The organism is Streptomyces sp. NPDC050997 (genome assembly GCF_040660135.1).
GTDB lineage: Bacteria > Actinomycetota > Actinomycetes > Streptomycetales > Streptomycetaceae > Streptomyces.
Genome location: NZ_JBFAGK010000031.1, coordinates 80235 through 90955 on the forward strand (window position 1 = coordinate 80235; position 10721 = coordinate 90955).

Genomic DNA, 10721 nt, shown 5'->3' on the forward strand with positions numbered 1-10721 from the left:
GGGCGGCGGAGGTTCTCACCTCCGCCGCCCCTCACCCGTGTGTGTCGGCGGCCTACTTCACCGAGCCCGCCATCACCCCTTGCACGAAGTGCCGCTGGAACGCGAAGAACACCACCACCGGCACCACAAGGGACAGGAACGCCCCCGGGGCCAGCACATCGATGTTGCTGCCGAACTGCCGTATCTGGGACTGCAGTTGCACCGTCAGCGGTTGCGAGGAGCTGTCCGCGAACAGCAGCGCCACCAGCATGTCGTTCCACACCCACAGGAACTGGAAGATGGCGAGGCTGGCGATCGCCGGCCGTCCCACCGGCAGAACCAGCCGGGTGAAGATCCGCCACTCGGTGCCGCCGTCCATCCGGGCCGCCTCCAGCATCTCCTTCGGCATCTCGGCGAAGTAGTTGCGCAGCAGGAACACCGCGAACGGCAGCCCGTACGCCACGTGGAACAGCACCACACCCGGAATCGTCCCGAACAGCCCCAGCTGCCCGAAGAGTTTGGCGACCGGCAGCAGGCCGATCTGCACCGGCACCACCAGCAGCGCCACCACGACCAGGAAGACCGACTCCCGTCCGGGGAAGTCCAGCCACGCGAACGCGTACCCGGCGAGCGCCGCGAGGACCACGACCAGGACGGTCGCCGGCACCGAGATCAGCACCGTGTTCCAGAACGCCTGTGTCATCCCGGAGTTCTTCAGCAGCGCCGAGTAGTTGTCGAAGGACAGCTGCGCGGGACTGGCGAACACGGTCCACCAGCCGCCCTCGGCGGTGTCCTCGGCGGATCTCAGCGAGGAGAGGAACAGTCCCGCGAGGGGGGTCACCCAGACCAGGCCGATCACCACGAGGAAGGCCTGCACGAGACCGTTGCCCAGGCCGCGCCGTACCGCGTTCATCGCTGACTCCCTCGGAAACGACGGACGTTCAGGACCATGGCCGGGACCACCAGGAGCAGGAGCAGTACCCCGAGGGCGCTGCCCAGCCCCTGGTTGTTGCCGCCGCCGAAGGACACCAGCCACATCTGTGTGGCGAGCACGGTCGCGTCCTCCTGCACCGGCCCGGGCGCGATGATGTAGACGAGGTCGAAGACCTTCATCACGTTGATCACGAGGGTCACGAAGACCACGGTGAGGACGGGTGCCAGCAGCGGCACCGTGATCCGCCGGAAGATCTGCCACTCGTTCGCCCCGTCCATCCGCGCCGCCTCCAGCGCGTCCCGGGGCAGCGCCGCGAGTCCGGCGCCGATCAGCACCATCGCGAAGCCGGTCCAGATCCACAGGTACGCCCCGATGATCGCCGGCGTGACGAGCGCCGGCCCGAGCCAGGAGACGCCTCCGTAGGGCTGTGCGAAGTTCGACGCGGGCAGCTTCACCGTGTACGGACCGGAGTCGAGGCCGGTGAAGCGGAAGGAACCGTCGGACGCCGTCGTGGTCCGCGCGACCGTCTTCCCGTCGTCGCCGACCGCCTCGACCCGCGTCTGCGGCAGCCCGCTCTCCCGCGGGTCGACCTTGCCCTGCTCCCCTCCCCCGCCGGGCGTGAAGTCCAGGTAGACCACCCCGCGCAGCTCGTCCGGCGCCGCTGTGCGGCCGGTGGCCGGGGACGCGGGCTCGGCCCCCGCGGGCAGGTCCTTCGGCGGGACGCCGACCAGTCCGAGCGTCACCAGGTCCCCCGGGGAGACGGTCGCGGTCGACCGGTACGAGCCATCGGGCTCCGCCGTCAGTCCGTGGCCGTCGCGGGCCCGGGCCGTCGGGTACGGCGAGGTGCCCTTGAAGGCGTCGTGCACCGAGACGACGGCGGCGTTCAGCACGCCCTTGTCCGGGTCCTCGTCGTAGGCCAGCCGGAAGATGATGCCCGCGGCGAGGAAGGACACCGCCATCGGCATGAACAGCAGCAGCTTGAAGGCGGTCGCCCAGCGGACCTTCTCCACCAGTACGGCGAGGACCAGACCGAGGCCGGTCAGCAGGGTGGGCGCCACCACCACCCAGATGGCCGTGTTCCGGACGGCCTTGACGGTCGCCGGGTCACGGAACATCTCGGTGTAGTTCTCGCCGCCCACGAAACGGGTGCCGGACGCGTCGAAGAAGCTGCGGCCGATCGAGAACAGCACGGGATAGACGACGAGCGCGCCGAGCAGGAGCAGTGCCGGGAACGCGAACAGCAGGGCGACGATCCGTCCCCGCCGCCGGGCGCGCCGGACACGGGCGACGACACCGGCGGGCGGTGGACTCGTCTCTTTCACAAGGGTCGCGGTCATGGCCGGTCAGCCCTTGTAGGCCTTGGCCGCCGCGGCTTCCAGTCCGGCCGCGGTTCCCTTCGGGTCCGACGGGTCGCGCAGGAAGTCCTGGAGCAGCTTCCACTCGCCCGCTCCCTTGGTGCCGCCGAAGGCCGCGGGGGCCTGGTCGGACATGTCGAAGCGGACCGAGTCCCCGGCCCCGACAAGGGACTTGGCGGTCGCGCGGGTAATCTCGTCGCCGTACGAGGCGAGGTCGAGCTTCTTGTTCGGGGACAGGAAGCCGCCGGCCTTCGCCCACACGGCCGCGGCCTCGGGGGTCGCCAGGTAGTCCAGGAGCGCCTGGGCGCCCTTCTGGTTCTTGCCGTCCTTCAGGGCGACGGCCGCGTCACCGCCGCTGACCACCGGGGCCTTGCCGCCGTCGACCGCGGGGAACGGGAAGAAGTTCGCGTCCTTGCCGATCGCCTTGCCGAACTGGTCCTTGGCGACGCCGGCGACGAAGTCGCCCTCGTAGACCATGCCGGCCTCGGGCTCGGGCCCGAACACCTTCTCCACCGAGCCCGGGAAGTCGGTGTTGAGCGCCCCCTTCTGGCCGCCCGCTATCAGCTGCTTGTCCTTGAAGAGCTTGCCGAGGGTCGACAGGGCGCTGACCACCGACGCGTCGGTCCACTTCAACTTGTGGGCGGCCAGGGCGTCGTACTTCTCGGGACCGGCCTGGGACAGGTAGATGTTCTCGAACCAGTCGGTGAGGGTCCAGCCGTCCTGTCCGGCCACCGAGAAGGCGGCGAGGCCCGAGTCGGAGACCGTGCGTCCGGCCTTCAGCATCGCGTCGTACGTCGTCGGCGGCTTGACTCCGGCCTGGGTGAGGGCGTCGGGGCTGTACCAGACCGTCGACTTGTGGGCGGCCTTGAAGTAGAGGCCGTAGAGGGTGCCGTCGACGCTGCCGTACTTCTTCCACACGCTCGCGAAGTTGGTGTCGACGGTGTTCTGGGTGGCCTTGGACAGCGGCTTGAGCCAGCCCTTGCGTGCGAACTGCTGCAACACGCCGACCTGCGGAACCATCACCACGTCGGGCGCGTTGCCGCCCTCGATCTTGCTGCCGACGACGGTCGAGACGTTGTCCCCGGTGGACACGAACGACGTCTTGGCGCCGGTCTTCTCGCCGAACGCGTCCAGCACCTTCTGGAAGTTCTTCTGCTCGCTGCCGGACCAGACTCCGGCCACGGTGACGGTCTGGCCGCTGAGCGCCTTGTCACCACCGCCCGCCGAGACCGGCCCGCCGCCTCCGCAGGCGGTCGCGCCGAGTGCCAGGGCGAGGGCGGTGCAGCTGGTGAGCAGGGTCGTACGTCGTCGCATCATCGTTGATGTCCCTTCGAGGGGTGGGAAGTTGACGGGCAAGCAGAGGGTCAGTGGTCGCTGATCCACCAGGCGGCCGTGGAACCGGGGAGCACCCCGGCCGGGCAGGGACCGCTGGACAGCAGAGGGGTGCCGGAGACCGGCGCGGGGGTGGGCGCCGTACCGAAGTTGACGGCACAGACGAGGCCGTCGCCGCGGACGAAGCCGAGGACCCCGGGCGGGGTGTCCAGCCAGCGCAGCGCCCCTTCGCCCAACTGGGGCAGCGCCGCTCGCAGTTGGAGGCCGTCGCGGTACAGGTGCCAGAAGGAGCGGGTGTCGGCGAGGGCGCGGTCGGTGGCGTACTCGGCGAAGTAGTCGGGCTGGGGCAGCCAGGGCTTGGCGCTCTCGGCGCCGGGGGTGAAGCCGAACGGGGACGCCTGCCCCGACCACGGCAGCGGCACCCGGCAGCCGTCTCGGATCCGGGCCCGGCTGCCGGTGCGGTGGAAGATCGGGTCGGTGAGCACCTCGTCGGGCAGGTCGACCACCTCGGGCAGACCCAACTCCTCGCCCTGGTAGATGTACGCGGCTCCGGGCAGCGCCAGCATCAGCAGCGCGGCGGCACGGGCGCGGGCGGCACCGTGGCCACTGCCCTCGGTGGTGCATTCGCCGTAGCGGGTGACGGTGCGGACCTGGTCGTGGTTGTTGAGGACCCAGGTGACCGTGGAGCCGGTACCGGCGATGTCCTGCATGGCCTCGGAGATGACCTTGCGGAAGGCGTCGGGGTCCCAGGGGGCGCCGAGCAGGTCGAAGAAGAAGGCCTGGTGGAGTTCGTCCGGGCGGACGTACCGGGCGTGCTCGCGCGCGGTCGGCACCGAGACCTCGCCGACCAGGAGCCGCTCACGGCCGTCGTGTGCCGCGTACCCGTCGCACACGGACCGCCAGTGCCGCCATACGTCGTGCACCTCGGGCTGGTTCCAGGCGAGCGGGTTGACCGAGTCGCGGCTGCGGGCGTCCGCCTCCGGGTCCAGGGAGTCGGGCAGGTCCGGGTGCTTGAACAGGCCGGCGGCGACGTCGATACGGAAACCGTCGACGCCCCGGTCGAGCCAGAAGCGCAGCGTCCGGTCGAACTCGTCGGCGACGTCGGGGGTGCGCCAGTTCCAGTCCGGCTGCTGGGGCGTGAACATGTGCAGGTACCACTGGCCGGGCCGCCCGTCCGCCTCGGTGACGCGGGTCCAGGCCGGGCCTCCGAACATGGCGTGCCAGTTGTTGGGCGGTTCCGCGCCGTCCGGGCCGCGGCCGTCGGCGAAGTGGAAGCGGGCGCGGGCCGCGCTGCCGGGAGCGGCGGCGAGCGCCTCCTGGAACCACGGGTGTTCGCTGGAGCAGTGGTTCGGGACGATGTCGAGCAGCACCCTGACGCCGAGCCGGTGGGCGGACGCCATCAACAGGTCGAACTCGGCGAGGTCACCGAAGATCGGGTCGACGCCGCAGTAGTCGGCGACGTCGTAGCCGTGGTCGTGCTGCGGCGAGGGATAGAAGGGGCTCAGCCAGATCCCGTCGACGCCGAGCTTCTTCAGGTACGGCAGTCCGGCCCTGACCCCGGCGAGATCGCCGATGCCGTCGCCTGTGCTGTCCAGGAAGCTGCGGACGTACACCTGGTAGATCACGGCGTCTCGCCACCAGTGGTACTTACTCAACATGCATGCATGTTAGGTAGGCGTGTCAGCGGGGTGTCAATGAAAAGAACGGAAGCTACTGCTGAGTTGGCCCGACAAAAGCGCGCTTAAAGGGGCATCCTGAAGCCAGATGAGACGTCCGCGTTACCTAACAAGTAACTAGCGGCTGGACACGGCTGCGAGCTCCCGCGCCAGCCGCCGCACTGCGGCCTCCGGCGTCTCGCGCCCGGTCATCGCGTCGCGCACGACCGCCTGCACGACCAGGCTGACCTGGTCGTAGTGGGGACTCTTGGGCCTCGGGGCCGCCGCGAGGACACTCGCGCGCAGGGTCGCCAGGTACGGGAACTCCCGTAGCAGCTCGGGGTCTTCGTACAGCGCGGCGCGCACCGGCGGCAGCGCGCCGCGGGTGAGGACCTGGCGCTGGACGGGCTCGCTGGTGAGGTACGCGATCAGGCGCGCGGCCGAGTCGGGATGACGCGCATGCGTGTTGACGGCCAGGTTGGAGCCGCCGAGGACACTCGCCCCGGGTCCGTCGGGTCCGGGCAGCGGTACGGCGCCGACCTTCCCGGCGACCTTCGAGCCCCGGGCCGAGGCGGCGACATAGGCGTACGGCCAGTTACGCAGGAAGAGCAGCCGGCCGTCCTGGAAGGCCTGCTTGGACTCCTCCTCCTTGTACGTCAGCGCCCGTTTCGGTATCCAGCCCTCGCGCACACCCCTGGCCAGGAACCCGATGCCCTCGCGGGCGGCGGCGGAGTTCACCGTGACGCGCGCGCCCTCGTCGCCGAGGATCGTGCCGCCCGCCGAGTAGACGGCCTCGGCCGCGTTGACGGTGAGGCCCTCGTACGGCAGGAACTGTCCCGCGTAGCCGTCGAGCCCGTACTTCGGGGCGAGGGTCCTCGCGTCCCGCTCCAGCTCGGCCCAGGTGCGCGGCGGTGGGACCCCCTCCTTGGCGAGGACGTCCTTGCGGTAGAGGAGCAGTGCGGCGTTGGTGACGTACGGGACGGCGTACAGCTGCCCGTCGTAGGTCGCCGTGTCCACGACCGGCGGCAGGAAGGACCCGAGCGGGAAACGGTCGCGCGGCAGGGGACGGATCCAGCCAGCGGCGGCGAACTCCGAGGTCCAGTTGACGTCGATGTTGAGGACGTCGAAGCGGCTTCGGTCGCCGTCGCGCAGGTCGGTGGCCATCTGCGCGTGCGTCTCGTCCGCGGAGTCCGGGAGCTCGACGAGGGTGACCTGCTCACCGGGGTGGGTACGGTTCCAGCCCTCCAGCAGGGGGCCGAGATAGCCGGTGAGATCCCCGGCGGTGGCCACGGTGAGCGGCCCACGACCGCCCGCGGCCGCTTCGCCGGCGCCCGCCCCGGAGGCGACGTATCCGGTCAGGACCACCACGAGAACGAGAAGGCCCCTACCGGCGGCGTGGATCCACCGCATAGGTTCCTCCCTGTACACCTGACACCTGACCTGTGGCGCCGGGCATCTTCGCCCGAGTCAGAGGCCATGTATACCTGTTAGGTATGGGCGATACTAGGGCCCGGAGCACATTACGCGGACTAGGAGGACAGCACGAGTGCGCCTGCCCCTCCTGGCTCTCCTCGCGCGCGGCCCGGCCCACGGCTACGAGCTGAAGCAGGACCTTGAGCAACTGCTGGGCTCCGCGTACCCTCAGCCGAACGTCGGCCAGATCTACGTCACCCTCGGCCGCCTCGAGAAGACGGGACTGATCGAGGGCGAAGAGGTCGAGCAGTCGAGCCGGCCCAACAAGAAGATCTACCACCTCACCGACGCCGGGCGGGAAGAGCTGCGTGCCTGGTACGAGGAGACGGCGCACGAGCCACGGGTGCGGGACGAGTTCTTCATGAAACTGGCCCTCGCACCGCAGACCGGTCTCGCCGACCAGATCGCCCTCATCAACAAGCAGCGGCGCCAGTACCTCACCACCATGCGGGATCTGTCGAAACTGGCCGCCGCCGAGAACCGGGACAACCGCGTCGCCCACCTTTTGATCGAGGGCGCGATGCTGCACCTGCAGGCCGACCTCGACTGGCTGGAGCGGTGCCAGGAAGAGCTGGAGGAGCTGGAGTGAGCGACAACCCCGCTCCCGTGCTGCGCGCCGAGGGCCTGGTCAAGACGCATCACGGCGAGGGTGCCCCGGCGCATGCCGTGCGCGGGGTCGATCTGCGCGTACGGCAGGGCGAGTTCGTGGCGATCACCGGGCCGTCCGGCGCCGGCAAGTCCACGCTGCTGCATCTGCTGGGCGGTCTGCAACGGCCGGACGGCGGCAGCATCTGGCTGGACGGCGAGCGCTCCGACACATGGAGCGAGGCGCGCTGGGCCGTGGAGCGCAGGAAGCGCATCGGGATCGTGTTCCAGTTCTTCAACCTGGTGTCCGATCTCTCGGTCGCCGACAACGTGGAACTGCCGGCCCTGCTCGCCGGGTCCTCCCCCAAACAGGCGCGCGCCGAGCGGGAGGGCCTGCTGGCCGAGCTGGGCATGACGGGCAAGGAGCGGAGCATGCCCGGCGAGCTGTCCGGCGGTGAGCAGCAGCGGGTCGCGCTCGCCCGGGCCCTGGTCAACCATCCGCCGCTGCTGCTGGCCGACGAGCCCGCGGGCAGCCTGGACAGCAAGGGCACCCGCGAGGTGACACGGCTGCTGTCCCGCTTCCACCAGCGCGGCCAGACCATCGTGCTGGTCACCCATGACGCCCGGCTGGCGAGCGCCGCGGACCGGGTGATCAGCTTCTTCGACGGGCGGATAGCCGACGACGCGGTACTCGACGGCACGCCCTCGCGCGGCACCGGCATATCCGGCGTGCTGGAGCTCAGGGACTGACATGCGGGTGAAGGACTGACATGCGGGTGTACGACGGTGCCTTCACGGTGCGCTACGACGGTGCTTTCGCGGTGCGCGACGACCATGCTCTCGCGGTGCGCTACGACGGTGCCTTCACGGTGCGCGAGACGAGGGGCTGAGCCGGTGCGAGCCACCCTGCGCTGGGCGCACTCCGATCTGCGCACGCACCGCGGCGAGGCACTGTTCCTCGTCCTCGCCACCGCCGGCATCGTCGCCTCGCTACTGCTGGCCACGGCCCTGTTCGGCTACGCCACCAATCCCTGGCAGCGGGTCTTCACCCAGGCACACGGCGCTCATGTGTGGCTGCACACCGGCCAGTCGGCGGATGTCCGCGAGGCGGCCGAGCTGGACGGCGTCGAGTCGGTCTCCGGCCCCTACCCGACCGAGGCCGCCACCCTCGCCTCCCGCGGCGCCCGCGCCTCCGTCGAACTGCGCGGTACAACAGGGCGGCCCACCGTCGGCCGCCCACTGGTGACCTCCGGCCACTGGCTGGACGCCGGCACCCCGGACGGCGTCGTCCTGGAGAGCCGCCTGGCCCTCGCCCTGCTGGCCGAGCCGGGCGACACCCTCACCGTGCCCGGCACGGCCCGGAAACTGACCGTCCTCGGCATCGCCGACAGCGCCGAACCCCGGTACCGGCCGGGCGAGCAGCCGGGGCTCGTCTGGGCGCTCCCGTCCGCCGTGCGCGACCCGGGCGGCCAGGTGATCGGGCTGCGCCTGTCGGACCCCGGCGACACCGACTACGTCGTCCAGCGCGCCGTCACGGTCCTCGGCTCCGGTGCCGTCAGCGAGGTCTCCACCTGGCAGCAGGCGCGCGCCGAGGCGCAGGGCGACAGCCGGCTGCTGGGGCAGGTGTTGGGCCTGTTCGGCCTCGGTGCGCTGCTCGCCGCCGGGCTCGCGGTGCACGGGGCGATCGCCACCCGCATCCGGGGCCATCTGCGGGACATCTCGGTGCTGAAGGCGATCGGCTTCACGCCGGGCCAGGTGGTCCGCGTCTTCCTGCTCCAGCACATCGCTTACGCGCTGCTCGGCGCGGTGGCCGCGGCGGCGCTCACCCAGGCGCTGGGCAGTCGCGTCCCCGGGCGTCTCGGGGACGCGGTCGGTGTGTGGCAGGGGCTGCCCGGGCACACGGTGGCGCTGTTCGTGGTGCCGGTGGGGGCGGTGCTGTTGATCGGCGCGACCACCGGTCTCGCGGCCTGGCGGGCGGGCCGGGTGCCTCCGGTCCCGGTGCCACGGCCCGCGGCGCCGGTCGGCGGGCGGCTTTCGTCCGTGGCGCGCCGGGCGCTCGGGCTGCGGCTGTCGCCCGCGCTGGTCCTGGGCTGGCACAAGGCGTTCGCGTGGCGCCCGCGGTCCCTGGCCACGGTGGCCAGGCTCGCGTTGCCGCTGTTGCTGATCGTGGTCGCGATGAGCGCCTGGACCACCATCGACCGCTTCCACAGCAGGCCCGAGCAGATCGGTGTCCCTGCCGCGCTCACCGCCCGCACGGACTCCGGCCTCGGCGAACGGGACACCCGTGCCCTGCTGGAACGCGACCCGGGGGTCGCCGCCGCCTACCCGGGCGTGGAGATGGCGGCCCTGGTGCCGGGCCAGACGGCCACCATCGCGCTGCGCGGCCTCGGCACCCACCGGGAGCCGTACCCGTACGCCCTGGCCCAGGGCCGCGCCGCGCGGGGTCCCGACGAGGCGGTGGCCGGGCAGGGGCTGCTGGACCTGCTCGACGTGCGGGTGGGCGACTGGGTGCGGATGACGGTGGGCGACCAGCCGCAGATCCTGCACATCGTGGGCCGCAGCATCGAACCGGAGAACGCCGGCCGGGTCATCTCCACCTCGCTGGACACCCTGCGCGAGAACGACCCGGGCCTCGGCCCCACCCGCTATCAGCTCCGGCTTCGCCCCGGCACGGACCCACAGCTGGTCGCCGACCGGCTGACCACCGCCGGGCGCGGCCACCTGGACGTGCACACCGTGCCGAATCCGGCCGACGGGCTCTCGCCGCTGCGCGGGGTCGTGGTGGGCCTGATCGTCGTCCTCGCCCTCATCGGGCTGATCGAACTGCTGACCGCGATCGGTGGCACCGTCCGCGAGGGCGAGCGGGATCTGCTGGCGCTCAAGGCCATCGGCCTGTCGCCACGGCAGATCACCGCCATCACCGTCACGGCCACCGGCTGTACCGCGCTGGCCGCGGCCCTCATCGGTACGGCCCTGGGCGCCCCGCTCGCCCACTGGCTGATCGACGCCCAGGGCAGGTCGAGCGGTATCGGCGCCGGGATCGCCCAGGGACCGTCCCCTGCCCTGCTGGCGCTGTTCGGCGCGGCCGCGGTGCTGGGGGCGGCCGCGCTCGCCGCGCTGCCGGCGTCCCGCGCGGCACGGCGTCGACTCGCGGACACGCTGAGCGCGGTGGCCTGAGCAGCGCCCCCGCACGCACGGCGGGGACGCACGCACGGCGGGGACGCACGCGCGGCGGGGGCGCCTCCCCGCTCAGTCCCGGGTGCGCAGCTCCCGGTAGGCGGCGACCAGGGCCTTGGTGGAATTGTCCAGGCCCGGTACGTCGGTGCCTTGGGTGAGGGCGGGTTCGACGCGCTTGGCGAGGACCTTGCCGAGTTCGACGCCCCACTGGTCGAAGGAGTCGATGTTCCA

9 protein-coding genes are annotated in these 10721 nt (G+C 71.3%); 3 read left to right on the forward strand and 6 right to left on the reverse strand.

Going from position 1 to position 10721, the window contains the following annotated elements; genetic code table 11:
• Positions 1-52 precede the first annotated feature (52 nt).
• The 5 genes from AB0H86_RS40925 to AB0H86_RS40945 all read right to left on the reverse strand — a co-directional run bounded on the left by AB0H86_RS40925 (position 53) and on the right by AB0H86_RS40945 (position 6665).
• Positions 53-892, reverse strand: coding sequence for a carbohydrate ABC transporter permease (locus AB0H86_RS40925; RefSeq protein WP_362450795.1), 840 nt, complete (start codon positions 890-892; stop codon positions 53-55).
• Positions 889-2250 carry an ABC transporter permease subunit gene (locus AB0H86_RS40930; RefSeq protein ID WP_362450797.1) on the reverse strand — a complete coding sequence of 454 codons (1362 nt, stop codon included), beginning with the start codon at positions 2248-2250 and terminating at the stop codon, positions 889-891. Before AB0H86_RS40930 ends, AB0H86_RS40925 begins: the two co-directional genes overlap by 4 nt.
• Positions 2251-2256: 6 nt before the next feature.
• Positions 2257-3585, reverse strand: coding sequence for an ABC transporter substrate-binding protein (locus AB0H86_RS40935; protein ID WP_362450799.1), 1329 nt, complete (start codon positions 3583-3585; stop codon positions 2257-2259).
• 47 nt (positions 3586-3632) lie between these two features.
• Entirely contained in the window at positions 3633-5258 is a 1626-nt protein-coding gene (locus AB0H86_RS40940; protein WP_362450801.1) for a glycoside hydrolase family 13 protein, read from the reverse strand.
• Between the two features lie 135 nt (positions 5259-5393).
• Positions 5394-6665 carry an ABC transporter substrate-binding protein gene (locus AB0H86_RS40945; RefSeq protein WP_362450803.1) on the reverse strand — a complete coding sequence of 424 codons (1272 nt, stop codon included), beginning with the start codon at positions 6663-6665 and terminating at the stop codon, positions 5394-5396.
• Between the two features lie 136 nt (positions 6666-6801).
• Here AB0H86_RS40945 and AB0H86_RS40950 point away from each other — a divergent pair, with 136 nt between their 5' ends.
• The 3 genes from AB0H86_RS40950 (at position 6802) to AB0H86_RS40960 (ending at position 10490) form a co-directional block, all read left to right on the forward strand.
• Complete coding sequence (locus AB0H86_RS40950; RefSeq protein WP_362450805.1) at positions 6802-7317, forward strand: PadR family transcriptional regulator; 516 nt, start codon at positions 6802-6804, stop codon at positions 7315-7317.
• Positions 7314-8063: an ABC transporter ATP-binding protein gene (locus AB0H86_RS40955; protein WP_362450807.1), complete on the forward strand. Its 750-nt coding sequence runs from the start codon at positions 7314-7316 to the stop codon at positions 8061-8063. Before AB0H86_RS40950 ends, AB0H86_RS40955 begins: the two co-directional genes overlap by 4 nt.
• 144 nt (positions 8064-8207) lie before the next feature.
• On the forward strand, positions 8208-10490 hold the full coding sequence (locus tag AB0H86_RS40960; RefSeq protein WP_362450810.1) for an FtsX-like permease family protein: 2283 nt from the start codon (positions 8208-8210) through the stop codon (positions 10488-10490).
• A 72-nt stretch (positions 10491-10562) separates the two neighbouring features.
• On the opposite strand, the gene AB0H86_RS40965 is transcribed toward AB0H86_RS40960, so the two are convergent.
• Positions 10563-10721, reverse strand: a 159-nt coding sequence (locus AB0H86_RS40965; protein ID WP_362450816.1) for a hypothetical protein, incomplete at its 5' end; no start/stop codon positions are given.

What these genes read in the sequence shown, in the direction of transcription:
- AB0H86_RS40925 (WP_362450795.1), bottom strand. Translation starts at nt 892, where the DNA reads ATGAACGCGGTACGGCGCGGCCTGGGCAACGGTCTCGTGCAGGCCTTC.
- AB0H86_RS40930 (WP_362450797.1), bottom strand. Translation starts at nt 2,250, where the DNA reads ATGACCGCGACCCTTGTGAAAGAGACGAGTCCACCGCCCGCCGGTGTC.
- AB0H86_RS40935 (WP_362450799.1), bottom strand. Translation starts at nt 3,585, where the DNA reads ATGATGCGACGACGTACGACCCTGCTCACCAGCTGCACCGCCCTCGCC.
- AB0H86_RS40940 (WP_362450801.1), bottom strand. Translation starts at nt 5,258, where the DNA reads ATGTTGAGTAAGTACCACTGGTGGCGAGACGCCGTGATCTACCAGGTG.
- AB0H86_RS40945 (WP_362450803.1), bottom strand. Translation starts at nt 6,665, where the DNA reads ATGCGGTGGATCCACGCCGCCGGTAGGGGCCTTCTCGTTCTCGTGGTG.